Origin of the sequence: Sphingomonas sp., assembly GCF_965227385.1 — a bacterium.
Classification (GTDB): Bacteria; Pseudomonadota; Alphaproteobacteria; order Sphingomonadales; family Sphingomonadaceae; genus Sphingomonas.
This window is the reverse complement of sequence record NZ_OZ245750.1, coordinates 872,715-899,027: the sequence shown is the minus strand read 5'-3', so window position 1 is coordinate 899,027 and position 26,313 is coordinate 872,715. Positions and strand designations below refer to the sequence as shown.

General features: G+C 66.0%; 28 protein-coding genes. 12 read left to right on the top strand and 16 right to left on the bottom strand.

The features are described from left to right. Positions 1 to 80 precede the first annotated feature (80 nt). Positions 81 to 758 (top strand): peptide-methionine (S)-S-oxide reductase MsrA, encoded by a 678-nt coding sequence (gene msrA / locus ACO05N_RS04305; protein WP_422055951.1) that lies wholly within the window; start codon positions 81 to 83, stop codon positions 756 to 758. On the opposite strand, the gene ACO05N_RS04300 is transcribed toward msrA, so the two are convergent. Both ACO05N_RS04300 and mgtE read right to left on the bottom strand, forming a co-directional pair. Continuing rightward, on the bottom strand, positions 755 to 1,150 hold the full coding sequence (locus ACO05N_RS04300; RefSeq protein ID WP_422055950.1) for a DUF1489 family protein: 396 nt from the start codon (positions 1,148 to 1,150) through the stop codon (positions 755 to 757). The two genes, msrA and ACO05N_RS04300, sit on opposite strands and share 4 nt — an antisense overlap. 36 nt (positions 1,151 to 1,186) lie before the next feature. Beyond that, on the bottom strand, positions 1,187 to 2,590 hold the full coding sequence (mgtE, locus tag ACO05N_RS04295) for a magnesium transporter (RefSeq protein WP_422055949.1): 1,404 nt from the start codon (positions 2,588 to 2,590) through the stop codon (positions 1,187 to 1,189). 145 nt (positions 2,591 to 2,735) lie between these two features. Here mgtE and ACO05N_RS04290 point away from each other — a divergent pair, with 145 nt between their 5' ends. The 6 genes from ACO05N_RS04290 to ACO05N_RS04265 all read left to right on the top strand — a co-directional run bounded on the left by ACO05N_RS04290 (position 2,736) and on the right by ACO05N_RS04265 (position 8,078). After that, on the top strand, positions 2,736 to 3,194 hold the full coding sequence (locus tag ACO05N_RS04290) for a peptidylprolyl isomerase (protein WP_422055948.1): 459 nt from the start codon (positions 2,736 to 2,738) through the stop codon (positions 3,192 to 3,194). Positions 3,195 to 3,280: 86 nt separating this feature from the next. Continuing rightward, positions 3,281 to 3,871, top strand: a complete 591-nt coding sequence (locus ACO05N_RS04285) for a LolA family protein (RefSeq protein ID WP_422055947.1) — start codon at positions 3,281 to 3,283, stop codon at positions 3,869 to 3,871. Between the two features lie 327 nt (positions 3,872 to 4,198). Continuing rightward, positions 4,199 to 4,984, top strand: a complete 786-nt coding sequence (locus ACO05N_RS04280) for an exodeoxyribonuclease III (protein WP_422055946.1) — start codon at positions 4,199 to 4,201, stop codon at positions 4,982 to 4,984. Positions 4,985 to 5,031: 47 nt separating this feature from the next. Next, complete coding sequence (gene ribA, locus ACO05N_RS04275) at positions 5,032 to 6,063, top strand: GTP cyclohydrolase II (RefSeq protein WP_422058701.1); 1,032 nt, start codon at positions 5,032 to 5,034, stop codon at positions 6,061 to 6,063. Between the two features lie 238 nt (positions 6,064 to 6,301). Beyond that, positions 6,302 to 6,640, top strand: a complete 339-nt coding sequence (locus tag ACO05N_RS04270) for a P-II family nitrogen regulator (protein WP_294015687.1) — start codon at positions 6,302 to 6,304, stop codon at positions 6,638 to 6,640. A gap of 13 nt (positions 6,641 to 6,653) precedes the next feature. Continuing rightward, entirely contained in the window at positions 6,654 to 8,078 is a 1,425-nt protein-coding gene (locus ACO05N_RS04265) for an ammonium transporter (RefSeq protein WP_422055945.1), read from the top strand. 91 nt (positions 8,079 to 8,169) lie between these two features. Here the strand turns inward: ACO05N_RS04265 and ACO05N_RS04260 are convergent, their stop codons facing one another. From ACO05N_RS04260 to ACO05N_RS04230, 7 genes are read right to left on the bottom strand one after another with little or no spacing between them, the layout of a single operon-like run. Beyond that, positions 8,170 to 9,741 carry a GMC family oxidoreductase gene (locus tag ACO05N_RS04260; protein ID WP_422055944.1) on the bottom strand — a complete coding sequence of 524 codons (1,572 nt, stop codon included), beginning with the start codon at positions 9,739 to 9,741 and terminating at the stop codon, positions 8,170 to 8,172. Next, positions 9,675 to 10,637 (bottom strand): sterol desaturase family protein, encoded by a 963-nt coding sequence (locus tag ACO05N_RS04255; protein WP_422055943.1) that lies wholly within the window; start codon positions 10,635 to 10,637, stop codon positions 9,675 to 9,677. Before ACO05N_RS04255 ends, ACO05N_RS04260 begins: the two co-directional genes overlap by 67 nt. 53 nt (positions 10,638 to 10,690) lie before the next feature. Next, entirely contained in the window at positions 10,691 to 11,086 is a 396-nt protein-coding gene (locus tag ACO05N_RS04250; protein WP_422055942.1) for a hypothetical protein, read from the bottom strand. Between the two features lie 4 nt (positions 11,087 to 11,090). After that, the gene (locus tag ACO05N_RS04245) at positions 11,091 to 11,516 is read right to left on the bottom strand and encodes a TIGR01244 family sulfur transferase (protein ID WP_422055941.1); all 426 of its coding nucleotides are present in this window, start codon (positions 11,514 to 11,516) and stop codon (positions 11,091 to 11,093) included. A 13-nt stretch (positions 11,517 to 11,529) separates the two neighbouring features. Further along, on the bottom strand, positions 11,530 to 12,033 hold the full coding sequence (locus tag ACO05N_RS04240; protein ID WP_422055940.1) for a hypothetical protein: 504 nt from the start codon (positions 12,031 to 12,033) through the stop codon (positions 11,530 to 11,532). Continuing rightward, positions 12,026 to 13,801, bottom strand: a complete 1,776-nt coding sequence (gene recQ / locus ACO05N_RS04235; protein WP_422055939.1) for a DNA helicase RecQ — start codon at positions 13,799 to 13,801, stop codon at positions 12,026 to 12,028. The genes ACO05N_RS04240 and recQ overlap by 8 nt, the downstream gene beginning before the upstream one ends. Continuing rightward, a complete protein-coding gene (locus ACO05N_RS04230) occupies positions 13,798 to 14,703 on the bottom strand; it encodes a hypothetical protein (protein ID WP_422055938.1) in 906 nt (301 codons plus the stop codon). The genes recQ and ACO05N_RS04230 overlap by 4 nt, the downstream gene beginning before the upstream one ends. A 50-nt stretch (positions 14,704 to 14,753) precedes the next feature. Here ACO05N_RS04230 and ACO05N_RS04225 point away from each other — a divergent pair, with 50 nt between their 5' ends. Then, positions 14,754 to 15,044 (top strand): GNAT family N-acetyltransferase, encoded by a 291-nt coding sequence (locus tag ACO05N_RS04225; RefSeq protein WP_422055937.1) that lies wholly within the window; start codon positions 14,754 to 14,756, stop codon positions 15,042 to 15,044. On the opposite strand, the gene ACO05N_RS04220 is transcribed toward ACO05N_RS04225, so the two are convergent. The 3 genes from ACO05N_RS04220 to ACO05N_RS04210 form a co-directional block, all read right to left on the bottom strand. Continuing rightward, entirely contained in the window at positions 15,041 to 16,132 is a 1,092-nt protein-coding gene (locus tag ACO05N_RS04220) for an ATP phosphoribosyltransferase regulatory subunit (RefSeq protein ID WP_422055935.1), read from the bottom strand. The genes ACO05N_RS04225 and ACO05N_RS04220 overlap by 4 nt on opposite strands. Positions 16,133 to 16,151: 19 nt before the next feature. After that, a complete protein-coding gene (gene serA / locus ACO05N_RS04215) occupies positions 16,152 to 17,729 on the bottom strand; it encodes a phosphoglycerate dehydrogenase (RefSeq protein WP_422055934.1) in 1,578 nt (525 codons plus the stop codon). Between the two features lie 99 nt (positions 17,730 to 17,828). After that, complete coding sequence (locus ACO05N_RS04210) at positions 17,829 to 18,989, bottom strand: phosphoserine transaminase (RefSeq protein ID WP_422055933.1); 1,161 nt, start codon at positions 18,987 to 18,989, stop codon at positions 17,829 to 17,831. A gap of 175 nt (positions 18,990 to 19,164) precedes the next feature. Between ACO05N_RS04210 and ACO05N_RS04205 the strand changes: the two genes are divergently transcribed. After that, positions 19,165 to 19,845: an extensin family protein gene (locus ACO05N_RS04205; RefSeq protein WP_422055932.1), complete on the top strand. Its 681-nt coding sequence runs from the start codon at positions 19,165 to 19,167 to the stop codon at positions 19,843 to 19,845. Positions 19,846 to 19,887: 42 nt separating this feature from the next. Continuing rightward, positions 19,888 to 20,754 (top strand): LOG family protein, encoded by an 867-nt coding sequence (locus tag ACO05N_RS04200; RefSeq protein WP_422055931.1) that lies wholly within the window; start codon positions 19,888 to 19,890, stop codon positions 20,752 to 20,754. 54 nt (positions 20,755 to 20,808) lie between these two features. Here ACO05N_RS04200 and ACO05N_RS04195 read toward each other — a convergent pair whose 3' ends face one another. After that, on the bottom strand, positions 20,809 to 21,474 hold the full coding sequence (locus ACO05N_RS04195) for a c-type cytochrome (protein ID WP_422055930.1): 666 nt from the start codon (positions 21,472 to 21,474) through the stop codon (positions 20,809 to 20,811). 109 nt (positions 21,475 to 21,583) lie between these two features. Here ACO05N_RS04195 and ACO05N_RS04190 point away from each other — a divergent pair, with 109 nt between their 5' ends. Next, positions 21,584 to 22,477, top strand: a complete 894-nt coding sequence (locus ACO05N_RS04190) for a prephenate dehydratase (RefSeq protein ID WP_422055929.1) — start codon at positions 21,584 to 21,586, stop codon at positions 22,475 to 22,477. Position 22,478: 1 nt separating this feature from the next. Here ACO05N_RS04190 and ACO05N_RS04185 read toward each other — a convergent pair whose 3' ends face one another. The 3 genes from ACO05N_RS04185 to ACO05N_RS04175 are packed head-to-tail and all read right to left on the bottom strand — an operon-like array spanning position 22,479 to position 25,700. After that, positions 22,479 to 24,053: a peptide chain release factor 3 gene (locus tag ACO05N_RS04185; RefSeq protein WP_422055928.1), complete on the bottom strand. Its 1,575-nt coding sequence runs from the start codon at positions 24,051 to 24,053 to the stop codon at positions 22,479 to 22,481. A 38-nt stretch (positions 24,054 to 24,091) separates the two neighbouring features. Continuing rightward, entirely contained in the window at positions 24,092 to 24,961 is an 870-nt protein-coding gene (locus tag ACO05N_RS04180; protein WP_422055927.1) for an aldose 1-epimerase family protein, read from the bottom strand. 1 nt (position 24,962) lies between these two features. Next, entirely contained in the window at positions 24,963 to 25,700 is a 738-nt protein-coding gene (locus ACO05N_RS04175; RefSeq protein ID WP_422055926.1) for an SDR family NAD(P)-dependent oxidoreductase, read from the bottom strand. An 82-nt stretch (positions 25,701 to 25,782) separates the two neighbouring features. Here ACO05N_RS04175 and ACO05N_RS04170 point away from each other — a divergent pair, with 82 nt between their 5' ends. Beyond that, positions 25,783 to 26,310, top strand: a complete 528-nt coding sequence (locus ACO05N_RS04170) for a hypothetical protein (RefSeq protein WP_422055925.1) — start codon at positions 25,783 to 25,785, stop codon at positions 26,308 to 26,310. Positions 26,311 to 26,313 lie beyond the last annotated feature (3 nt).

The window sequence follows — 26,313 nt, the reverse complement described above, 5'->3', positions numbered from 1 at the left end:
TTCCTCACCGGCTTTTCGCTCGGGGCGGTCGGCATGATCGCGCTGCACGCCGATCAGGTGCTGGCGGCACCGTTATTCTGATGCTGCGCGCGGTTGCCCTTGGCCTTGCGGCCCTCGGCGCCGTCGCCTTTGCCAATCTGGCGGGGCTGGTTCCGCCAGTGCTTGCGGGCGGCGGTGAAAAGGCCGTCGCCATCCCTGCTTCCACTACCGATGTCGCGCCTGCGCCGGGCGATCAGGTCGCCGTGCTCGCCGGTGGCTGTTTCTGGGGCATGGAAGCGGTGTTCGAAGGGGTGAAGGGCGTGAAATCGGTCGTCAGCGGCTATGCCGGCGGCACCCGCGCGACGGCAACCTACGCCCAGGTCTCGACCGAGCGCACCCGCCATGCCGAGGCGATTCGCGTCGTCTATGACCCGCGCGTGGTGAGCTATGCGACGCTGCTGCGCATCTATTTTTCGGTGGCGCATGATCCGACCCAGTTCAATCGGCAGGGACCGGATGTCGGCCCGAGCTATAGGTCGGCGATCTTCCCGCAAAATGCCGGGCAGGCGCGCGTGGCGCGCGCCTATGTCGCGCAACTCGATCGCAGCGGCGCGTACGATACGCGCATCGTCACACGGATCGAGACCGGCGCCTTTTTCGAGGCGGAGGCGGAGCATCAGGACTTTGCCCGCCGTAATCCGAACCACAGCTATATCGTGCGCTGGGACAAGCCCAAGGTCGCGGCCTTCCGCGCGGCCTTCCCCAGCCTGGCGCGCTAGAAACCCAGCTCGGCCAGCTTTCCCGCCAGTTCCGGTGGAAGTGACGCCATGTCGCCAGTCCCCAAATCCGCGGGCGCGTCTGTCGCCTCGAGATAGCGCCAGCCCTGATGCGCGCGCTTGGCCTGTGGCACGACCTGAACCAGCTCGGGATCGAGCAGGATCGCGCAGCGCCCGCCCTCGGCCTCGCCGAACCCCAGGATCGGCGAGCGCGCGATCAGCTGGTGCTTGAAAATCCAGAATAGCGATCCCTGACCGGCGATTTCGGCATGCCGCTTGGGCAGATAGCGGGTAGTCAGGGCAACCGGACCATCGAGCCCGCGCAACGCGAGCCGCTCGCGCAGATGTTCGAAACCGCTCGTTCCGAATGCCACTTTGGTGAGGTGAAGGGCCATCGCGGCGATCTGGGGACCGCGCGCCCGCCGGTCAAGCTACCAGCCGACCAGCCCCGATGCGACGGCAAGGCCCAGAAAGGCAAGGAAGCCCATCGAGTCGGTCACCATCGTCACGAACACCGACGAAGCGACCGCCGGGTCCTGATCCATGCGGTCGAACGCCACCGGGACCAGCACCCCGGCCAGCCCCGCGACCAGGATATTGATGACGATCGCCGCCGCGATCACCCCGCCCAGCGCCGGATTCGAAAAGAGCAGTCCGGCACCCAGACCGAGCAGGATCGCGATCGTCCCGCCATTGAGCAGGGCGACCTTGATCTCGCGCCGGACCATCCGCAGCGTGTTCGACTGCGTCAGCTGGTTCGTGGCGATCGCGCGCACGATCACCGCCATGGTCTGGGTCCCGGCATTGCCGCCGACCGATGCGACGATCGGCATCAGCACGGCCAGCGCCACCATCTGTTCGATCGCGCCGCCGAATATGGCGATGATCGACGATGCCACCAGCGCGGTGAACAGGTTGGCGATCAGCCAGCGGACGCGCGCAATATAGGTGTCGCGGATCGGTTCGTTGATGTCGCCATCGCCCGCACCCGACAGCAATAGCGCGTCCTCGCCCGCCTCTTCGGAGATGATATGGACGATGTCGTCGACCGTGATCATGCCGACCAGCCGCCCCGAATCGTCGGTCACGGCGGCGGAGATCAGTGCATATTTCTGGAAGATCAGCGCGACTTCCTCCTGGTCCATCTCGACCGGGATCAACGTCTGCTCGCGCTTCATGACATCCGCCATCGACACCGATCGCGGTGTGCGCAGGATCCATGACAGGGCACAGGTGCCGATGGGATGATGTGCCGGATCGACGACAAAGATTTCCCAGAAATCGGTGGCCAGTTCGTCGTCACCCCGCAAGTAGTCGAGCACGTCGCCGACGGTCCAATGTTCGGGCACGGCAATCAGCTCGCGCTGCATCAGACGGCCGGCGGACTCTTCGGGGTATGACAGCGCCTCCTCGATCGCGGCGCGGTCGTCCGGATCGAGTGCGCGGAGGACGGCGCGCTGGTCCTCCTCCTCCATGTCCTCGATGATCGCGACCGCGTCGTCGGTATCGAGCTCGGCGGCGATATCGGCGACTTCGTGCGGCTCGAGCGCCTCGATCAGCGCCTCGCGCACCCAGTCGTTCATTTCGGCGAGCACCTCGCCGTCGATCAACCCGGCGATTGCGGCGGCCAGGGCATGGCGCTGATCGGCGGGCGTCAGTTCGACCAGGTCGGCGATGTCGGCGGGGTGAAGCGGCTCGACCCGCTCGCGCACCGCCTCGACATCGCCCGCATCCACGAGGTCCAGGATCGTCCGCACGAAATCGGGCGACAGGCTGTCCTGCGTGTCGTGCGCCGACTCGGCAACGCCGGTTGCGGTTTCGGTCTCGTCGTTCATCGAGCCTCCTCCGACTGCGCTGCCTGGCCCCCTCTAACGCGCTCGAATCGCGCTGCCAATCCGCTGCGGGCGCGATGCGATTTGCAACCCGCCCCGTCGCGCCCTAGGGGGAGCCAGATTGTTTCCCTCTGGAGTATCTGTTTCGATGTCCGATCTTCCGACACGCCTTGTCATGACGCTCGACACCGGCGCCGTGCATATCCAGCTGCGCCCCGATCTTGCGCCCAAGCATGTCGAGCGGATCGTGAAGCTGGCCGATAGCGGATTCTATGACGGCGTCGTGTTCCATCGCGTGATCGACGGCTTCATGGCCCAGGGCGGCGACCCGACCGGAACCGGCATGAGCGGGTCGAAGGAGCCCAACCTGCCCGCGGAGTTCAGCCGCGAGCCGCATGTGCGCGGCGTGTGCTCGATGGCGCGGACCAACGATCCGAACAGCGCCAATTCGCAGTTCTTCATCTGTCTCGACGATGCGACCTTCCTCGACGGCCAGTACACCGTGTGGGGTGTGGTGACCGAAGGCATGGAGCATGTCGATGCGCTGCCCAAGGGTGAGCCGCCGCGCAACCCGGGCAAGATCGTCTCGGCACGCAGCGAAGCCTGAACAAGCGGTTCAGACCGAGTTCAACGCGGAACCGGCAGGGGCGGGACATGTTTGGCAATTCCATGATGTTTCGCTCCTTGGCGGCTATGGCCGCACTCACCCTTCCGCTCGCCCTGCCCGCCGCTGCGCAGCAGGGTACGCTTGCCCAGGTGCAGCAGCATCTGCGCGCCACGCAGACCATGACAGCGGCGTTCACCCAGACCGACCGGTCCGGCAAGACGCTGAATGGGACGATGACGCTCAAGAAGCCGGGCAAGATCCGGTTTCAGTATGAAAAGGGCGTGCCGCTGCTGATCGTCGCAGATGGCAGCGCCTTGTGGTTCATCGACTATTCGGTGCGCCAGGTGCAGCGCTGGCCGGTCAAGGATTCGCCGCTTGGCATCCTGATGAACCCCGATGGCGATGTCGCGCGCTACGCCAAGGTGGTTCCGACTGGCAATCGCGACGTCATCAGCGTGGAGGCGCGCGACCCCAAGCGGCCCGAATATGGCCGGATCACGATGGTTTTCGCGCGCAATGCCGCCGCCCCCGGCGGGCTGATGTTGCAGGGCTGGGTCGCGCTCGACGCACAGAACAACCGCACTACCGTCCGCCTGTCGAACCAGCGGTTCAACGCCCCTGTGAGCGATGGAGCGTTCCGCTGGAACGATCCGCGGAAAACCGGCGGTCGTCGCTGACATTCGCGTTCATGTTGGTGACAGCTTTGACACGCTAGATACGATCTTGCGGACGGGGCCTCGGGATTTTTCCCCCTGTTGCCTGAGGCACTACCCGTCCCGCCTGCGTGACGAACGCCAGGTCGGCCCTCGCTCCATGCCCCCGGAGCGGGGGCCTTTTGGCGTTTATGTGCTTGTGCGCCTGTCGGCGCAACGGCACCGGCCCGCTTCCCCACCCCGCGACCCATAGAATACTGGCGTAGGGGTGCCCGGGCGGGAGAACGCGCCGGCACCGCACGCTCAACCTTGGGCTGGCATCGACGCTGGATCACCCCTAGATCACGCGTGATGAAGATCGCCTCCTGGAACATCAACTCCGTCCGCTTTCGCATGGAAATCGTGGAACGCTTCCTGCGCGAGGAAGCGCCGGATGTCCTGTGCCTTCAGGAAACCAAGGTGATCGACGGCGATTTTCCCCACGCGCCGCTGCGGGCACTGGGCTATGATCATATCGTCATCCATGGCCAGCGCATGCATCACGGCGTCGCGATCGTCAGCAAAGTGCCGCTGGTCGAGGACGACCGGCTCGACTGGCAGGCGAATGGCGAGGCGCGGCACGTCGGCGTGCGCCTGCCCAACGGCGTGCGGCTGGAGAATGTCTATGTCCCCGCCGGCGGCGACATCCCCGACCGCGAGAAGAACCCCAAATTCGGCCAGAAGCTCGATTTCGTCGAGCGGATGACGCGCTGGTCGGAGGGGCTGGGCAGCCTTCCGGTGATCGTGACCGGCGACTTCAACATCGCCCCGCTCGAGTGCGATGTGTGGAGCCACAAGCAACTGCTCGACGTCGTCAGCCACACGCCCGTAGAGGTCGAGGCGCTGGGTCGGTTGCAGGCGGCTAATGATTGGGTCGATCTCGGTCGCCGCTTCATCCCTGCACCCGAACGCTGCTTCACCTGGTGGAGCTATCGCGCCAAGGACTGGGCGGCGTCGGATCGCGGGCGGCGGCTCGACCATATGTGGGCGAGCGGCGATGTTGCGGCACAGGCGACCGCGCACCGCGTGTGCGAACCGTGCCGCGGCTGGCTCAAGCCATCGGACCATGTTCCCATCGTGACGGAGTTCGACTTTTGAACGGTCCGGCTTCCGACCCGCGTGCGGCGGCGCATGCGATCGATGCGATGCGACGCGGCTGGCCATTCGCGATTCGCGGGGGCAGCGGCACGCTATCGCTGCTCGCGGTCGAGACCGCTGACGCCGCGCGGCTCGCCGAGTTCGATCCGGGGATGGGCGCGCCGTTGCTGATCACATCGGGCCGCGCTGTGACGCTAAAACTCGCCAATCAGGCCGCCGCCGCCGTCCCGGATTCGCCGGTGATGATCGCGCGCCGCCCCTGGCTCGATTTCGACGCGGCCGTCGCGCTGTCCGACCCGCAGCTGGATCTGCGCGTCCCGCTGAAGGGGCCGTATCGCGCGGTACCCTCGATGGCCCCGGAGGCGGCGGCGGCGGCGTTGCGGCTGGCGCGGATCGCGGGCCTGCTCCCGGCCTTTTTCGTGCGGGGCGAGGAACTGGGCTATAGGATCGACGCGGCGATTACGCCGGATGACATTCACGCGCATGAAGATCCTGCGCGCTTGCGGCTGGTAACGCGCGCCCGGCTGCCGGTGGTTGGCGCCGAGGACGCCGAGATCGTCGCCTTCCGTACCCCGGAATCGCCCGACGAGCATGTCGCACTGCTGATTGGTCAGCCCGACGGCACCCCGCCGCTGGTACGGCTGCACAGCGAATGTCTGACCGGCGACGTACTGGGCAGCCTGAAATGCGATTGCGGGCCACAGCTGCACGCCGCGATCCGCGCGATTGCCGACAGTGGCTGGGGCATCCTGCTCTACCTGCGCCAGGAAGGGCGCGGGATCGGCCTGATCAACAAGCTGCGGGCTTATGCCCTGCAGGATCAGGGGTTCGATACGGTCGACGCCAACACCAGGCTTGGTTTCGCGGTAGATGCGCGCGATTTCGGCGTGGCGGCGCGGATGTTGACGCTGTTGGGGCAGGCGCAGGTGCGGCTGTTGACCAATAACCCGGCCAAGGTCGCCGGGTTGGAGGCGGCGGGCGTAGCGGTGGCGGAGCGCGTGGCGCACCAGTTGCCGCCCAACCCCCATAATGCCGCCTATCTGGCGACCAAGCGCGACCGCACCGGGCACCAGCTTTAAGTAACACGCGCCAGTTTGGACTGCGCGAGACCCTTGCGGCTCTGGCGGATGCATCGCTGTGCCTATTGCGCGGGCAGCGCTTCCTAGAGCCTAAAAATTAGGCAGCGCTTCGCATCTGCACAATTTTTTACCTTTCGGTAACGATCGACGACTGCTGAATCGCCGGATTCCGGTCCTTTCCGACTCTGGCACGGCCTTTGCTGACTGTCCCACCGGGTCAAATGGGAAAGGGGGCGGAATGAAACTCGTCATCGCCATCATCAAGCCGTTCAAGCTCGATGACGTCCGCGAAGCGCTCACGGAGTTGGGCGTCGCGGGCATGACCGTGACCGAGGTGAAGGGGTTCGGGCGGCAAAAGGGCCAGACCGAAATCTACCGCGGCGCGGAATACAGCACCAACATGGTGCCCAAGCTCAAAATCGAAGTGGTCTGTGCCAGCGATCTGGCGGGCCGGGTGGTCGAGGCGATTCAGGCCGCGGCGAACACCGGCGCGATCGGCGACGGCAAGATCTTCGTGCTCGACGTTGGTCAGGCCGTGCGCATCCGCACCGGCGAAACCGACCAGACCGCGCTGTAACAAGGGGGTATCGATGAAAACTGCACTCAAAATGGCTGCAGGCGCGGGAGCCGCGCTGTTCGCGGCGCTGCCCGCCTGGGCACAGGATGCGGCCGCTGCCGCGCCCGCCGCACCCTTCACGCCCACGGCCGAGATGGTCAACAAGGGCGACGTCGCGTGGATGATCGTCGCGACCGCATTGGTGCTGATGATGTCGGTGCCCGCATTGGCGCTGTTCTATGGCGGCCTGGTCCGCACCAAGAACATGCTGTCGGTGCTGATGCAGGTGCTGACGATCGTGTGCGTCGCCGCGCTGGTCTGGTTTTCGTGGGGCTATTCGATGGCCTTCACCAATGGCGGCGATCTCAACAAATATGTCGGCGGCTTCTCGAAGGTGTTCCTTGCGGGCGTCGATCCGACGACCTTCGCGGCGACCTTCTCGAATGGGGTCTACCTTCCCGAGCTGGTCTTCGTGATGTTCCAGATGACCTTCGCCTGCATCACGCCGGCGCTGATCGTCGGCGCATTTGCTGAGCGTGTGAAGTTCACGCCGCTGATCATCTTCACGGTGCTGTGGCTGACGCTCGCCTATTTCCCGATCGCGCACATGGTCTGGTACTGGGCTGGTCCGGACTTCCTGCACGCTGCACCGGATGACACCGGCCTGCTGTGGAGCTGGGGCGCACTCGACTTCGCAGGCGGCACCGTGGTGCACATCAATGCGGGCATTGCCGGCCTGATCGGCTGCATCGTGATCGGCCCGCGTATCGGCTACAAGAGCGAACCGATGCCGCCGCACAATCTGGTGATGACCATGATCGGTGCCTCGTTGCTGTGGATCGGCTGGTTCGGCTTCAACGCTGGTTCTGGTCTGGAAGCGAATGCCTTCGGCGCGCTGGCCTTCGTCAACACCTTCGTCGCGACTGCAGCTGCGGGCGTTGCCTGGGCGGTGATCGAGCAGGTCGTGCACAAGAAGCCGTCGCTGCTCGGCGCGGCATCGGGTGTCGTCGCAGGTCTCGTTGCGATCACCCCGGCGGCGGGCTTTGCCCACCCCGGCACTGCGATCATCCTGGGCGCTGTGGCTTCGCTGGTCTGCTTCTTCTTCGTGACCACGGTGAAGAACGCGCTGAAGTATGACGACACGCTCGACGTGTTCGGCATCCACGCAGTCGGCGGCATCGTCGGCGCGATCGGCACCGGCATCGTCGCCGACCCGGCGCTCGGCGGTCAGGGCTGGATCGACTATACCGCTCCGGTGGCGAAGGCCGGTGTCTATGACATGGCTGGCCAGGTCGTGACCCAGCTCTGGGCGGTCGGCACCACCATCGCGTGGACCGGCGTGGTCAGCCTGGTCCTGTTCCTGGCGCTGAAATACACGATCGGCCTGCGCCCGAAGGCGGAAGTCGAGGTCGAGGGCCTCGATCTCAACGAGCATGGCGAGCGCGCCTACAACTACTGACGAAATTGGGGCCGCATCCCTGCGGTGCGGCCCCTCACGATGTTCCTCCTGCGGACGACTGGGCCGGCTCTCACAAGAGCCGGCCCGTTTTTTATGCGAGGTCGGCCCGCACGAAATCGGCACAACGCTCGCCGATCATGATGCTCGGTGCATTGGTGTTCCCGCCGATCAGGCGCGGCATGATCGAGGCATCGGCGATGTACAGCCCCTCGACCCCGCGCACGCGCAGCTGCGGATCGCACACCGCCCCGTCGTCGGACCCCATCCGCGCCGTTCCGACCGGGTGATAGATGGTGTCGGCGCGCGCGCGGATCAGCCGCTCCAGCGTCGCATCATCGTCGAACGGGTAGCGATCCTTGCCCCCCAACGCTGCGAGCGGCTGCTGCTCCAGGATGCGGTACATCATCCGCGTCCCCTTCATCAGCCCGTCAAGGTCGCGCGGGTCGGACAGGAATTGCGGGTCGATCAGCGGCGCGGCGCGCGGATCAGGTGACTTGAGCCGCACCGTCCCCCGGCTTTCGGGGCGCAGGACACAGGCGTGGCAGCTGAAGCCATGCGCCTTGACCTTCGCGCGCCCATGATCCTCGACGATTGCGATCAGGAAATGGAGCTGGATGTCGGGCACTTCCAGCGCTGGATCGCTCTTCAGGAACGCCCCGCCCTCGGCATAGGGCGATGTCATCATGCCGCTGCGGCTGCGGAACCAGCGCCACATGCCGCCGAGCCCGGCGAGCGATCCACGCAGCGAGCGCCCGAGAAAGTCGTACCCCGGCGTCTCGAACGCCGCGACATAATCGAGATGGTCCTGCAGATTTCCGCCCACCTCAGGCCGGTCGATGCGGACCTGAAGCCCCATTTCCTTGAGATGCGCCGCCGGGCCGATGCCCGACAGCATCAGCGTCTGCGGCGTGCCGAACACGCCGCCCGCCATTACCACGGCGCGGCGCGCGCGAATCATTTTGGTCTGTCCGCCGCGTGAGTAGGCGACGCCCCACACGCGCCCCTCCTCGAACAGCACGCGCTCGACCGTCGCGTCGCAGATCATGTTGAGATTGGCGCGTTCCTTCAGGTAGCCGCGCGCAGCCGTCCAGCGCTCGCCGTCCTTTTGCGTCACCTGATAGAGGCCGATCCCCTCCTGTCGCGCGCCGTTGAAATCGTCGTTGCGCGGGATCTGCAGCGCTGCGCCCGCCTCGATGAAGGCGCGCGTGCCGGGGTGGACGAAGCTCTGATCACTGACATGGAGCGGGCCGTCGCCGCCGTGGAAAGCGTCCGCGCCATGCTGATTGGCCTCGCTGCGCTTGAACACCGGCAGGACATCGTCCCAGCTCCAGCCGGGGCAACCGAGCCGTGCCCAGTTATCATAGTCCCACGGCACGCCGCGAATGTAGAGCATTGCGTTGATCGCGCTCGACCCGCCCAGGCCGCGTCCGCGCGGCTGGTATCCGCGACGGCCATCGAGGCCGGGCTGCGGCACCGTTTCATAGGCATAGTTGGTCGCGGGGGTCTGCATCGCGATGCCGCCGGGCATCAATGTGCGGAAGCTGGTGTTGCGCCCCCCGGCTTCCAGCACAGCGACGCTGTACTTGCCGTCCTCGCTCAGCCGACCTGCTGCGGCGCTCCCTCCGGATCCGGCTCCGATGACGACGATGTCGGCTTCTTCCATAACTTCCCCGCCTCTTCCCGCTCTTTCCAGCGCGCCTTGATCGTCTCGGATGTATCGCGGCTGCCGTCATGGCTCCAGCCGGGCGGCGCGACCATGTACATGAGACGCGCGTGCCAGTTCGGGGCAGCCCACACGTCCTGCGCAATCCCCCACCATTCGTGGAATGCCGCACGGACCAGGTTGAAGTCGGGCAGGTTCTTGACGATGCCATAGCGCGGCCGGTCGTCATCGCGCTCCGCCTCGAACGTCCCGAACATGTGGTCCCAGATGATGAACACCCCGGCATAATTCTTGTCGAGATAGCGCGGGTTGGTCGCGTGGTGGACGCGGTGGTGCGACGGGGTGTTCATCACCGCCTCGAACCAGCGCGGCATGCGTCCGATCACCTCGGTATGGATCCAGAACTGGTAGACGAGGTTGAGGCCCGCGACGAAAAACACCATCGCGGGCGGAAAGCCGATCAGGAACAGCGGCAGGCGGAAGATGAAGCCCAGGCTGAAGAATCCGGTCCAGGTCTGCCGCAGCGCGGTCGACAGATTATAGTGCTGGCTGCTGTGGTGGATGACGTGGCTCGCCCAGAACCAGCGCACGCGGTGGGCCGAGCGGTGGAAGACATAATAAGCGAGATCGTCGAGCACGAAGGCGAGGACGAACCAATACCAGGCATAGGAGATGTCGAAGAGGCGGAACTGGTGGACCCACACCGCCATGACGAACACGAAGCCGCCCGCCAGTACGCCCGCGATCGTGCTGCCAAAGCCGAGCATGAGCGAGGTCAGTGTGTCGCGCGGGCAATAGCGGCTGCGATCCTTGAGGCGCGCCACCACCATCTCCGCCAGCACGAGCAGGACGAAGGCCGGGACGGCTAGGTCGACCGGGTTCGGCAGGTTGGGCATCCTCGCTCCTTACACGAATGTAAATAAGCGCGTGCCCCCGCCCTTGGCAATGGTCAGCTTAGGGTCTCGGCAAAGGTGCGCGCCGCTTCCCCATCGGCGACGGTGATGCGCAGCACCGTGCCCGGCTGCAGCTCCAGCGCGAGTTTGGTGCCGTCGGCCTCGGGATGCACCATGACGACGCGCGCGGATTTGAAGCGGGTTGCGCTATACCGTGCCCCGAGCGGCTCGATCACCACCAGATCGCCGGGCCCGCCCGTCACTATGGCCCGTCCGCCATCGGCCGCGACAACGCCTAGCTGCCCCTCGAACCCCGACACCAGCGCCTCGGCCAGCCGGATGGCGTCATTGCCGTCAGCAAGCCGCTGGGTTCCGCCCAGCCCGAGCATCCGCGCGACGCCCGCCAGCGCCAGGACGGCGGCAAGCGATCCGGCGGCAAGCCACCAGTTCATCGGATCAGGCCTTGCCCGCCAGTGTGTCGAGCATCGGGCGCAGGCTGGAAAGATCATATCCTGCCTGTGCCGCTTTGGTCACCAAAGTCTCGGGATCGGTGCCGCGGCTCGCTTCTGCAAGCGCCCACAGGTTGGTCGAGCGGGTGCCGGAGCGGCAATAAGCGAAGACCGGGCCGCCCGCGCCGTCGATCGCGGCGCGCATCGCTTCGACCTGCGGCATCGAGAACCCGGCATGGGTCACGGGGATGGCGTGATAGGACAGGCCCAGCGCTTCGGCAGCGGCGCGGATGGCGTCGCCCGATGGCTGGCCGGGTTCTTCCTTGTCCGGACGGTTGTTGACGATCGCCCGGAACCCCGCACGGGCGATTTCGGTCGCTTCGGTCGGCGTGATTTGGGGGGATACCGAAATCGTATCGTCGATCGTTCGCATCAGTGTGCCACTCCTAATTGCCCGGACGGGTTTCGACGACGGCAGCCGTATCCGCCCATGATTTCATCAAATCCTGCGCCCGAACCAGACCCTCATGAACCGGTTTCGTCTCCGACGACTGACATCCCAGGTCGAATTTGACCTGAAGGTCCGCTGTAGGACCCCAGCTGATCGTTCCATAGGGCATGTCGGTGATGGTGCGCTGGCACGGCAGCTCGGCGCCGGCATAGCGGCGCGCGGGTGCGAGCAGGGCGGCGAGTCGTGCATAGCCGTCGCGTCCCACACTGATCCGCTTGGTCTTCACCACATAATCGCGAAACGCCTTGGTCGGGCCTTCGTCCGCATAGGTATAGATCCCCGTGCCATCAGGGGCGAGCGTCCAGTCGAACAGCGGCTTGCCCCAGCTCTTGATCGTCAGGCCGACTGGCTCGGCCGGTGCCGATGCGGCTGAAGACGGCGGGGGCAGCGTCGCGCAGCCGGAGAACGCGAACATTGCCAGCAACATCACCTCACGCATCGACAGCCTCGTGGATCACTTGCAGGAAGGCATCGCCATAGTCCGCCAGCTTGCGCGCGCCAATGCCTGGGATGCGTGCAAGCTCGGTGAGCGTGGCGGGACGTGCCGCTGCCATCTCGCGCAGCACCGAGTCGTGGAAGATGACATAGGGCGGCACGGCGGCGGCTTGTGCCAGTGCGCGGCGCTTGTCGCGCAGCGCCTCGAACAGCGGATCGCCGACCGGGTTGGGTGCGCCGCCGCTGCTTGCGCCCCGGCGGCGGCGTTCGCGCTTGGGCGGGACGACGAGGTCGAGCGTGGCTTCGCCCTTCAGCATCGGGCGCGCGCCGGGGCCGAACTCCAGCCCGCCATGCGGATTGGTGCGCAGCGCATCGCGCAGCAGCAGCGCGCGGCCCACCGGTTTGATCAGCGCCGCCTCATCGCCCTCGACAATGCCCCACACCGACAGCGCCTCATGCCCGTTCATCAGGCTGCGCTCGCTCGACTGACCGGTCAGCACCTGCTCGATATAGGTCGCGCCGAAACTCTGGCCGGTGCGGAATACAGCGGAGAGGTATTTCTGCGCGGTCACGCTGGCGTCGATCGCCTTGGGTGCCTCCAGGCAATTGTCGCAATTGCCGCAGGTCGCGGGCGGTTCCTCGCCGAAATGACGCAGCAGGATCGCGCGGCGGCATCCGGCGGTCTCGACCAATGCGCCCAATGCGTTGAGGCGCGTGCGCTCGCCCGGCTGGCGCTCGGGCTCGACCTCGCCGATGCGCTGGCGGGCGCGGGCGAAATCGTCGGCGCCCCAGTAAAGCTGCGCCACCGCCGGATCGCCGTCGCGCCCGGCGCGGCCGGTCTCCTGATAATAGCCCTCGATCGATTTGGGCAGGCCGGCATGGATGACGAAGCGGACATCGGGCTTGTCGATGCCCATGCCGAACGCCACCGTAGCGACGATCACCATGTCCTCGCTGGCAACGAACGCGGCCTGGTTGCGGCGGCGCACGGCGGGGTCGAGCCCGGCATGATAGGGCAAGACCGGGCGTCCGGTCGCGGCGAGCTTTTCCGCCAGCTGCTCGACGCCCTTGCGCGTCTGGGCATAGACGATGCCGGGGCCGGACTGGGTGGCGATGAAATCGGCGACCTGACGCGGCACATTGTCGCGTGGGGCGATGTTGTAGCGGATATTGGGGCGGTCGAACCCCGCGACGATCAGCCCGTCTTCCGCGATGCCGAGCTGGTTCAGGATATCGGCGCGGGTGTGCGCGTCGGCGGTGGCCGTCAGCGCGAGCCGTGGGACGTCGGGAAAGGCGTCCATCAACGGGCGCAACAGCCGGTAATCGGGGCGGAAATCGTGACCCCATTCGCTCACGCAATGCGCCTCGTCGATCGCGAACAAGGCGAGCGGGGCCGAGCGGAGCAGGTCGCGGAAGCTGCCGTTCGATGCGCGTTCGGGTGCGACGTAGAGCAGGTCGAGTGCGCCGTTGCGGAACCGCTCGATCGTCTCCGCCCGGTTCTCGTCGACGCTGGTCAGCGTGGCGGCGCGGATGCCGACGGCCTCTGCGGCGCGCAGTTGGTCGTGCATCAGCGCAATCAGCGGGGAGATAACGACGCAGGTGCCGTCGAGCATCGTCGCGGGCAGCTGATAGGTCAGTGACTTGCCGGCGCCGGTCGGCATGACCGCAAGCGTGCGCTGTCCCGCGAGCACGCGATCGACCACCTGGCGCTGGACCCCGCGGAACTCGGGAAAGCCGAAGACGGTGTGTAATACGTTGCGGGCGTCACTCATGCGGCGGGGATATAGCCAGTCTCCATCAGGAATGCGCGCAATCCGGTCGGGTAATCGGGATATTCGACCAGCTGGCCTTCGGGACAAACGCCGTCTTCGCTCCGTTCGACCTTGCACCGGTCGGGCCAGGTGGCCGGATCCTTGCGATATTCGGCAAGGATCACCGGCCATATCGTGTCGAGCGTTCCCAGCCGTGCTGCAGCGGCGGCCCAGGCGGCGCAAGCGCCGTTGGGATAGTCCTCTGCGATGCACGCCTTGCGTGCGCTGGCCGCGGCCTTTTCGAAGATTTTGGCAAAGCGCGGCTCGGCCGAGACATCGCGAGCTGCGCCGTCGATCACGTTCAACACCTTGGGCGGCGCAACGCTCGCGGCATAGCTTTCGAACGCATAGAGAAAGCGGTCGTCGCTCACCACGAAGTCGCGCATCCCGTCACCATCGACATCCTTGGGCCAGCCGATCTCGGCCCCGTCATAACCGCCCAGCTCGGCGACCGCGAGCGCCTCTCCCGTCGGCGCCACGACCCGCATCCGCTGGCAACAATGCATGCCGCCGGTATAGTCCTGAAAGAACGCGACGACCGGGCCATCCTTCGACAAGCGGCCCAGCATCAGGATGTTCTGCATCGGCGACCCATCGAGCCTGACGCTCGCGCCGTCGGTGCGGGTGATCGTGAGAACCGGGTCGACATCGCCGTCCGCGCATTCTTCGCCCAACGGTGCGCACTGGACGCGATCGAACACGGCAGTCAGGTCGCCGAGCCGATAGACCTTGCGGCCTTCGCCCATCGTCCACTCGATCTTTTGGCCATCGCGAACCGGCTTTCCGGGCGCTGCGGCGGCGCCAAGCATCAAAGCCGCCGCAATCAGGCTGAAAATGCGTACCATCGGGCGATTGTCCTCCACTGCCGGATCGCTACCATCGCCCCGAATACACGGCAATCGGGAGGCGGGTGATGGAATCTGACGCGATTCACGACAATGTGGAGCGGCACCAGTTCGAGTTGACCGTGGACGGTCATCTGGCGCGCGCCGAATATGTCATCGATGGTGACGTCATCACCTTCACGCACACGATCGTGCCGCCTGCACTGGAGGGGCGGGGGATCGCCAGCCGGCTGATCCGCCACGGCCTGTCCGAAGCACGAGACCGCGGGCTGCGGGTCGTGCCGCAATGCCCGTTCGTCGCCGCCTATATCCGCAAGCATCCCGAATGGGCGGACCTGCTGGCCGAACCGCTGGACTAAATCCGGCAGGGTTCGCCGTTGTCAAGAACATGGGTGCACAGCTGTGCCTGCGCGCTGTCCTCCGGGTCTAATGCGGCGACCGCGACCCAACCCTCGCTGCGCCAATGCGCCGCAGTGTCGGCATCGGTCCCGAACGGCAGGAACAGCCGCCGCCGCTCCGCCGGAGCCAGCCCTGCGTCGAGCAGCGGGTCGGCGTACAGCGAAAAGCCAACGGCGGGTTCCTCACCCTGTCCACCCAGCACCGAATAGCTGCCGCCGCGCCCGATCTCGCCACGCACGCCGCGCGCGAACAGCGAGAAGCCGATCCAGCTTTGATATTCGAAGCCATGGCGCTCGGTCGGGTCGAGCGTCAGCGCGGCCTTGCCTGCCACCGCCTGTGCGACGGCTTCCAGACCATCGAGTCGGCTGGACAGCGCGCCGCCGGTGTCGTGCGCCCGCAGCCGGGCGATCGCCGCGTCGAACGGTCCCGCCGCCTCGATCAGCGGCAGGAAGGATGGATCGATCGCGGCGACTGCGGCGGCATCCTTGGCGTCGAGCGCGGCGCGCAATGCGGTCAGCCGCTCGGCCGCCATCGTCGGGGCGAGCTGCTCGACCAGATCGGGCAGGGTGAAGTCGATCGCCAGTCCGGGTACGCCCGCCGCTTCGAGCGCGGCCACCGCCACGGTAACGATCTCGCGCACCGCCGCGATGCTGTCGCGCCCGATCAGTTCGCAGCCGATCTGGCGCATCGCGCGCTCGGGGCGCAGCTCGCTGGCGCGCAGCTTGAGCACCGGTCCGGCATAGGACAGGCGCACCGGGCGCGGGTGGTGCGCCATGCGCGTCGCGGCGATGCGGCCGACCTGTGCGGTGATGTCGGGACGTATGGCCAGCGTGCGGCGCGAAACGGGGTCGGTGAAGCGCACCGCATCCTTGCCGCTCGCCGCCTTCAATCGCTGGCCCAGCGACTCCTCGAACTCGGCAAGCGGCGGATCGACGCGCTCATAGCCATGCAGTCGCGCGACATCGAGAACGCGTGATTCAAGCGTGGCCGCTGCGTCGGCAAGCGGGGGCAGGCGGTCGTGGAATCCTTCGGGAAGTAGTCCGTTCATGCCCGCCCCCATAAGCGCGTCAGAACTTGAGCGCCATGGCAGTCTTGACGCCCGGCAGCGCGCGGACGCTGGCGACCAGTTCCGGCGTCACCGCTTCGTCGACCGACAGCAGCAGCACGGCTTCACCACCGGCGTCGCGGCGGCCGAGGTGGAAGGTGCCGATGTTGACGCCGGCATCGCCCAGCGCGGTACCGATGCGGCCGATGAAACCGGGCGCGTCCTCGTTCACCACATAGAGCATGTGCCCCGCGAGATCGGCCTCGACCTTGATCCCGAACAGCTCGACCAGCCGCGGCTCGCGGTTGTTGAACAGCGTGCCGGCAACTGAACGCTCGCCCGCATCGGTCTTGACCGCGACGCGGATCAGCGTGTGGTAATCGCCTTCCTTCTCGGTCTTGACCTCACGCACCTCGATCCCGCGCTCCTTGGCGAGGAACGGGGCGTTAACCATGTTGACCGTGTCGGTCTGGGTGCGCAGGAACCCCGCGAGCACAGCGCTGACGATCGGCTTCTGGTTGACCTCGGTCGCCGCGCCTTCGCTATGGATCGACACGCGCGGGATATCGCCATGGGTGAGCTGGCCGACCAGGCTGCCCAGCTTTTCGGCGAGCGCCATATACGGCTTCACGCGCGGCGCTTCCTCGGCGGTCAGGCTGGGGACGTTGAGCGCGTTGGTGACGCCGCCATTGACCAGGTAATCGGCCATCTGCTCGGCGACCTGGATCGCGACATTGACCTGCGCTTCGCTGGTCGATGCACCCAGATGCGGGGTGGCGACGAAGTTCGGGGTGCCGAACAGGTCATGTTCCTTGGCCGGTTCGGTGACGAACACGTCAAGCGCCGCGCCCGCGATATGGCCGCTGTCGAGCAGTTCCTTGACCGCCGCCTCATCGACCAGCCCGCCGCGCGCGCAGTTGATGATGCGCACGCCCTTCTTGGTCTTGAGCAGATTTTCCTTCGACAGGATGTTGCGCGTCTGATCGGTCAGCGGCGTGTGCAGCGTGATGAAGTCGGCGCGGGCGAGCAGTTGGTCCAGCTCGACCTTCTCGACGCCGAGCTCGACCGCGCGTTCGGGCGACAGGAACGGGTCGAACGCGATCACCTTCATCTTGAGGCCAAGCGCGCGATCGGCGACGATCGACCCGATATTGCCCGCACCGATCAGGCCGAGCGTCTTGCCGGTGACCTCGACGCCCATGAAGCCGTTCTTCGGCCACAGGCCCGCCTGGGTCTGGGCGTTCGCTTCCGGCAGCTGGCGCGCGAGCGCGAACATCAGGGCAATGGCGTGTTCGGCGGTGGTGATCGAATTGCCGAACGGGGTGTTCATCACCACCACGCCCTTGGACGAGGCATAGGGGATGTCGACATTGTCGACGCCGATGCCGGCGCGGCCGATGACCTTCAGGTTCGTCGCGGCGTCGATGATCTCCTTGGTCGCCTTGGTCGAGCTGCGGATGGCAAGGCCGTCATACTGGCCGATGATCGCCTTCAGCTCTTCCGGAGTCTTGCCGGTGATCTCGTCCACCTCGACCCCGCGCTCGCGGAAGATCTGGGCGGCCTTGGGGTCCATTTTGTCGCTGATAAGTACCTTGGGCATTTTCATTCACCTCGTCACCCCAGCGTAAGCTGGGGTCTCGTGCGGCATGCGCACGGATTGTGGAGAGAGACCCCAGCGTTCGCTGGGGTGACGTATTCGTTAAGCCGCCTTGGCGGTCGCGTAGGCCCAGTCGAGCCAGGGGCCGAGCGCTTCGATATCGGCGGTGTCGACCGTCGCGCCGCACCAGATGCGCAGGCCCGCCGGGGCATCGCGATATCCCGCGACGTCATAGGCGGCGTGTTCTGCCTCGAGCAGCGACGCGAACTTCTTGATGAAGGCTTCGTCGGCGCCCTCGACGGTCAGGCATACGCTGGTGGTCGAGCGGATCGCTTCGTTCGCAGCCAGATTGCCCAGCCATTCGCGTTCCGCGACCAGCTTTTGCAGCGCGGCGGCATTGGCGTCGCTGCGCGCAATCAGCCCGTCGAGCCCGCCCAGACCCTTGGCCCATTCGAGCGCGAAGATCGCGTCCTCGACCGCCAGCATCGACGGGGTGTTGATCGTCTCACCCTTGAACACGCCTTCGGCCAGCTTGCCCTTGGCCATCAGGCGGAACACCTTGGGCAGCGGCCAGGCCGGGGTGTAATTTTCGAGACGCTCGACGGCGCGCGGGCCGAGGATCAGGACACCATGACCGCCTTCGCCGCCCAGCACTTTCTGCCAGCTGAAGGTCGCGACATCGATCTTGTCCCAGGGCAGGTCGTAGGCGAACACCGCGCTGGTCGAATCGGCGAAGGTCAGGCCCTCGCGGTCGTCGGGGATCCAGTCGCCATTGGGCACGCGCACGCCGCTGGTGGTGCCGTTCCAGGTGAACAACACGTCGCTCGACCAGTCGATTGCGGTCAGATCGGGCAGCTGGCCATAATCGGCGCGGATGATCGTCGGATCGAGCTTGAGCTGCTTGGCCGCGTCGGTGACCCAGCCTTCGCCGAAGCTTTCCCAGGCGAGGGTGGTAACGCCGCGCGCGCCCAGCATCGTCCACATCGCCATTTCGAACGCACCGGTGTCGGAACCAGGGACGATGCCGATGCGGTGCGTGTCGGGCAGGCGCAGCATCTCACGCATCAGGTCGATGCAGTACTGCAGGCGGGTCTTGCCGAGCTTCGAGCGGTGCGAACGTCCAAGGACCTCGGTCGCGAGCTTCGATGCATCCCAGCCCGGAGGCTTGGCGCAGGGACCCGAAGAGAAATGGGGACGAGCCGGCTTGGTAGCGGGCTTGGAAGCGGACGCAATTGTGGCGTCGGCGGAAGTCAAATCAGTCATGTCAGTCTCTCCTCGCAGAGAGCACGCGCGGCGTTGGGACCGCGTGGCCCGTCGGCGGCCCTAACGATGGGGGGCGCTAAGTCAAGCAAAGAGCGGTTTCGGATGAAACGGGTCGAATTCGCGCGGGGCGGATAAGCGTCGGTTAACCATAATGGGTTAGAGGGGGCGCATGGTCATGCGTATCCTCCTGGCCCTGACCCTGCCGCTGTTCCTCGCCGGATGTCTGTTCGGCGGAGGCGATGATCGCGCACCGCCGCGCGCACCGGTGCGGCCCGATCCGCGCGGCCCTGTGACGCTCGACCTGCCGACAAGCCGCGAGACGCAGCAATGCTATGCCGATCTGTCGCGTGCGCTGGTGCGCTTCAGCCCGCTGCCCGATCGCGATTATGGCGGCGGGTGTCAGGTCATCGGTGCGGTGCAGCTGATCGATGTCGGGATTCCCGTGTCGGGGTTGAAAGCGATGCGCTGTCCATTGGCGCGCAATTTCATCGCCTGGATGCGTCATGCTGCCGTTCCTGCCGCACGCGAAATCCTGGGAGGGGAGCTGGTGCGGGTCGAAACCTATGGGACCTATGCCTGTCGCGGCATCGTTGGCGGCAGCGCGGCGTCGGCGGGGCGGGTGTCTGAGCATGGTCTGGGTAATGCGGTGGATGTCGCGGCCTTTGTCCTGCGCGACGGCCGCAAGATCAGCGTGCTGGGCGACTGGAGCGGGGGGACCGCGGAGGAACGCGAGTTCCTGCGCGTGGTCCACAAATCGGCCTGCCGGCGTTTCACCACGGTGCTGGGCCCGGAATATAACAGCGCGCACGCGAACCATTTCCATTTCGACATGGGCGGCAAGGCGTTCTGCCGCTGACGCCACTTTGCGTCGGAAGCGAAACCGGCTAATCCCGCGCCAATGACAGACCAGAAAGTGCCGTCGCGCGTCTTTGCCCGCGCGAGCCAGGATGCGGAGACCGCGCGTACCGCCGTCTCCACCCCCCAGACCGAACACCCGGCCTACCGCCTCGCCTTTCAGGACATGGAGTTCCTGTTGCGTGAGGATCTGCGTCCGGTGCGGTTCCAGCTCGAGCTGCTCAAACCCAGCCTGTTGATGGACGAGGCGAAGATCGCGTCGCTGTTCGTCATCTATGGGTCGGCGCGGATTCCCGAGCCGGCCAAGGCGCAGGCGTTGCTCGATCTCGCCACCGACGACCAGTCGCGGCGGATTGCCGAGCGGCTGATCGAAAAGTCGAAATATTACGATGTGGCGCGCGAACTGGCGGCGCTCGCCAGCTGCTATCCGCTCGACGAGAATGGCGACCGCCACTTCGTCGTCACCTCGGGCGGCGGCCCGTCGATCATGGAGGCGGCGAATCGCGGCGCGGCGGAAAAGGGCTGCGAATCGGTCGGGCTCAATATCGTGCTGCCGCATGAGCAGGCGCCGAACGCATATGTGACCCCGTCACTCAGCTTCCAGTTCCACTATTTCGCACTGCGCAAGATGCACTTCCTGCTGCGCGCCCGCGCGGTCGCGGTGTTCCCGGGCGGGTTCGGCACCTTCGACGAATCGTTCGAGCTGCTGACGCTGATCCAGACCGGCAAGATCGCGCCGATCCCGGTGCTGTTCTACGGCAAGGACTTCTGGACCCGCGTCGTCAATTTCGAAGCGCTGGTGGAGGAGGGCGTGATCAGCCCGCGCGACCTCAAGCTGTTCCACTTCTGCGAGACCGCGGAAGAAGGGTGGGAGATCGTCCAGAAATTCTGGGAAGACCGGAAGGCATAAGGAAAAAGGGCGGCCCATCGGACCGCCCTTTTTCGCACCCTCAGCGGCGGCAGATCATTCCTTCTTCGCGGCTTCCTCGGCAGCGGCCGGATCGACCGACGGCGCGCCCGATGCCGGGGTGCCGGCATTGCCCATTTCGGTCGGGGTGATCGCATTCTCAGTCGCTGCGTCACCGCCTTCGGCCGGCGCGGCTTCCGGAGCCGGGAGCGGCAGGTTCGACCCCTGCGCGTTCATATAGGCGATGACGTTAGCGCGCTCCTGCGGATCCGACAGGCCGGCAAAGGTCATCTTGGTCCCCGGCGCATATTTGCGCGGCGAGGCCAGCCATGCGTCCATCGACGCGAAATCCCAATTGCCCGGAACCGCCTTCAGCGCGTCCGAATAGGCAAAGCCGGCGACATGGCCGTGCGGCTTGCCGAGCGCGGCCCACAGATTCGGGCCGACACCATTGGCACCGCCCTGGGTGATCGAATGGCACGCGGCGCACTTGGCGAACGAAGCCTGGCCCTTGGCGACATCGGCCTTGGCGAGCCGGTTGGCGATCGGTTCGACCGCGGCGGCTCCACCCTCGCCCTCGGCGCCATCGGCGCTCTCGACCGGATAGCCTTCCTTTTCGGGTTCACCGCTGTGGTAGATCATGCCGCTCGCGATCGAGAGGCCGAGGGCAGAGGCACAGCCGAACAGGACCCAGCCTGCGATCGTGTTCATGCGATTGTCCATGTGCGCCCGTTCTGCCCCGTGTTGATCTTGGCCGGGTTCTTTAGTCGGCCCTTTTGCGCACCGCAACCCGGGCTTGCCGCAAGTTGATCGCGTGGTTACGCGCGCGCCGATGGACAATTTCGCCGCACCCGCCCGCCCGATCGTCGAACGGATGACACAGGCCGCCCTGGCCGAACCCAAGCGCGCAGTCGCGTTTCAGGGCGCGCCGGGCGCAAATTCGCACATGGCGGCGCTCGAAGCCTTCCCGACCGGGCTGCCCTTGCCGTGCTTTAGCTTTGAAGATGCGATCGATGCGGTGCGCGACGGGCGCGCCGATTGCGCGATGATCCCGATCGAAAATTCGCTGCACGGGCGCGTCGCCGACATCCATTTCCTGCTGCCCGAATCGGGGTTGGTGATCATCGGGGAGCATTTTCTGCCGATCCGCTACGCGCTGATGGGGCTGGGTGCGCGCGCCGGGGTGCGTCAGGCGATGAGCCACCCGCAGGCGCTGGGCCAGTGCCGCCACTGGCTGAAGGCACAGGGGATCGCGCCCTTGTCCTATCCCGACACTGCCGGTGCAGCAGCGGTCGTGGCGGAGATGGGCGATCCGCAGGTCGCCGCGCTCGCTCCGCCGGGTGCTGCGCCACTCTATGGCCTGACGGTGTTCGACAGCGACGTCGCCGATGCCGACCATAACATGACCCGCTTCGTCGTACTGGCTCGCAGCGCGCCGCCGCTGCGCGATCACGGGCCGTACATGACCACCTTCGTGTTCGAGGTGAAGAACGTCCCCGCGGCGCTGTACAAGGCGCTGGGCGGCTTCGCGACCAATGGCGTCAACATGACCAAGCTGGAAAGCTACCAGCGCGGCGGCAGCTTTGCGGCGACGGAATTCTATTGCGACATCGTCGGCCGCCCCGGCGACGCGGCGGTCGACCGCGCGCTGGAGGAGCTGAAATTTCACACCAAGTCGATGCGCGTCCTCGGCACCTATCCGCAGGCACGGGCGCGACCGGAGTAACTCACCGCTCGCGCGTCGCCATGAACTTCACCCGGGAGTAGCGGTCGGCGATATAGCCGACTTCCCAGGCCGATTTGGCGAGGAAGACCGGGTTGCCGTCGCGGTCCTTGGCCATGGCGGTGCGGTTCAAGTCCATGAATTCCTTCAGGTCCGCCGCCTCACCGCCGACCCAGCGCGCGGTGTCGAACGGTGCGGGTTCGAGCACCGCGCCAACCTTGTACTCGGCATCGAGGCGGCTCAGCAGCACTTCGAGCTGAAGCTGTCCGACCACGCCGATGATCCAGTTCGACCCGATTTCGGGGTAAAAGACCTGGATCACGCCCTCTTCGGACAGGTCGTCGAGCGCCTTGCGCAGCTGCTTGGTCTTGGTCGGATCCTTGAGCACCACGCGGCGCAGGATTTCCGGTGCGAAATTGGGCAGGCCGGTAAAGCGCACCGCCGCCTTTTCGCTCAGCGTGTCGCCGACGCGCAGCGTGCCGTGGTTGGGGATGCCGATGATGTCGCCCGGAAACGCCTCGTCCGCCAGTTCGCGCTGCTGCGCGAAGAACATGATCGGCGAGTGGATCGCGATCGGCTTGCCATGGCCGCTTGGCGTCAGCTTCATGCCGCGCTTGAACGTGCCCGAGACGAGCCGCATGAACGCGATGCGGTCGCGATGGTTGGGGTCCATATTCGCCTGAACCTTGAACACGAAACCGGTGACTTCGGGATTGTCCGGCGCGACCGGGGCCGGTTCGGCGGGCAGCGCGTGCGGCGGCGGAGCGTGGCGCGCGATCGCATCGATCAGCGAATCGACGCCGAATTCCTTGAGCGCCGACCCGAAATAGACCGGGGTCAGGTCGCCATTGCGATAGGCGTCGCCGTCGAACGTCGCATAGCCGGCGAGGCCCAGCTCGGCCTCTTCGCGCACCTTTGCCAGTGTCTGGGCGGAGATCAGCGTGTCGAGCTGCGGATCGTCGAGCCCGCTGGTCTGCACGACCTTGCCCTGAAATTCGCGGCTGTCGCCCTCGGGCAGCAGCAGGCGATGGTCGACCAGGTCGTAGATGCCCTCGAACTGCCCGCCCATGCCGACCGGCCACGTCATCGGCGCGACGTCGAGCGCGAGCAGGTCGGCGATCTCGTCGAGAATCTCGAACATCTCGCGGCCTTCGCGATCGACCTTGTTGACGAAGGTGATGATCGGCACGTTGCGCAGCCGGCACACTTCGAACAGCTTGCGCGTCTGGCTTTCGATACCCTTGGCCGCGTCGATCACCATCACGGCGGAATCGACCGCGGTCAGCGTGCGATAGGTGTCCTCGCTGAAATCCTCGTGGCCCGGCGTGTCGAGCAGGTTGAAGGTCACCCCGTCCCGCTCGAACGTCATCACCGAGGACGTCACCGAAATGCCGCGCTGCTGTTCGATCTTCATCCAGTCCGATCGCGCGCGCCGCGCCTGGCCGCGCGCCTTGACCTCGCCGGCCAAATGGATCGCGCCGCCGAACAGCAGCAGCTTTTCAGTCAGCGTGGTCTTGCCGGCGTCAGGGTGAGAGATGATCGCAAAGGTGCGGCGATCCGGAATCGAATTGTCGGGCATCGCGGCCCTCTAGCGGCAAGTGCGCGGCGAATCCAACTCTACCCGGCGACCCAGGTGACATGCATGGCAAAGCGGCGCGATTCGCCAGGCGGGATTGCGACGACGCCGGGCTTGTCGCGGAAATCGCCGGTAAAGCCGACGGGGTCGGCATGCCCCTGCCAGGGCTCGATGCAGACGAATGCTGCGCCCGGTTTGGTCCAGATCGCAAGCGTCGGCAGGCCGTCGAACCCGATGTCGAGCTGTGGCCCGGTCGTGCCGCCATAGCGGACCGCGCGGCTGGCAGGCGCCATCCAGATCAGCGCGTCGTCTTCGAAAAGGGCGTCGGCGAGGTGCAACGTTCGCCCGTCGAGCGGGCTGGCGCGTTCGGCGGTCCCGATCAGCCCAGCTTCGAGCGTCGCCAGCGCACCCGGCTCGTCCTGCGCGAAGACGATTCGGTGATCCTCCCGCGCGCCGCCGACGGGCAGTGGCCACGCAAAGGCGGGGTGGAAGCCAAAACTGGCCGGAAGCACCGTTGCGGTATCGGGATTGGCGACCTCGATCTCGGTAACCAGCGTTGCGCCATCGAGGCGATAGGTCGCGCGCAGTTCAAACGCGAAGGGATAGGCCGCGCGCGTTTCCGCATCGTCGCGCAGGGTGAAGGTCGCGTGGGTTTCGCTCGACTCGGTCACGGCGAACACGCGCCGCCGCGCAAAGCCATGCTGCTTCATTGCATAGTCGCGCCCGTCGACGCGCAACGTATCGCCGTTCAGCCGCCCGACGATCGGGAACAGCAACGGCGCGTGCCCGGTCCAATAGGTCGGGTCGGCGTCGGTCATCAGCTCGCGGCCATGCGGATCGCACAGGCTGAGCAACTCGGCCCCAAGCGGGTCGATCCGCGCGCTGAGCGTGCCGTTGCCGATCGCGATCATCTCAGCCTTCGCGATGAACGGCGAACCCGGCGAAATCCTGGTTCACCGGCATCAGCTCAAGCCGGTTGATGTTGAGATGCGGCGGCAGCGTCGCGACCCACAGCAGCGTGTCGGCGATATCCTCGGGCGTCATCGGGTTGACCCCGGCATAGAGGTGGTCGGATGCGGCTTGGTCGCCCCCGGTGCGCACGGTCATGAACTCGGTCTCGACCATGCCCGGCTCGATCGAGGTGACGCGCACCCCGGTGCCGTGCAGATCGGCGCGCAGCGCGAGGCTGAAATGGTTCACGAACGCCTTGGTCCCGGCATAGACATTGCCGGCGGGGTAGACATAGCTGCCGGCGACCGAGCCGAGATTGATGATTGCGCCGCGCCGCGCGATCAGCATCGGCAGCAGCTTGTGCGTGATCGACATCATCGCGGTGACGTTGGTGTCGACCATCGTCTTCCAGTTATCGAGATCGGCCTGCTGCGCCTTTTCAAGGCCCCGGGCGAGCCCGGCATTGTTGATCAGCAGGTCGATCCCCGCGAACGGTTCGGGCAGCGACGCCAGCGCCGCATCGCGCGCGGCCTCGTCGCGAATGTCGAATTCGAGCGTGTGGACGCTGTCGCTCTTGAGCGCCGTCAGCCGGTCTGCGCGACGTCCGGTGGCGACGACATGCCAGCCCGAATCGGCAAAGGCATGCACCGCCGCCTCGCCGATCCCTGCAGTCGCGCCGGTGATGAGTACGGTGGGCATGACAACGGTCCTTTCGCTGAAGACGTCTGCCCTATGGTCATTCGTCCGACGCGCTGCAATGATCGCGCGAGCGGGGAGCGCCATGGAGTCGCTGAAAATCATTCTGTTCGCGATCGTGGCAGCGGTCTTTTATGGCGTCCTGCACGATCAGGTGACCGCGCACCTGTGCGTCGAGTATTTCACGATCGGGCATCCACCCATATTTGCTACGGACTCACCGTTTCTTCTCGCGCTCGGCTGGGGCGTCATTGCAACTTGGTGGATTGGTCTGATCCTCGGGCTCCTGCTTGCAATGGCCGCCCGGCTGGGGCGTGCCCCAAAGCTCAACGTCAGTGACGTGCGCGCCGGGATTATCCGGCTTATGCTGATCAGTGCTGGCGGGGCAGCGGTCGGCGGTGTCGTTGGCGCGTTCCTCGCCGCGCAGAAGGTCATCTGGCTTATCGGCGAGTTGGCCGATCGTGTCCCGGACGACCGCCATGTCGCCTTCCTGGCAGTCGGCTTCGCCCATAGCGTCAGCTACGGCATCGGAGGGCTGGGAGGCATGGTCTTGTGCGTTTGGACGTGGCGCAGACGGCAGCGCGCCGCCGCTACCCGACCTCTGGCCGGGTAGCGG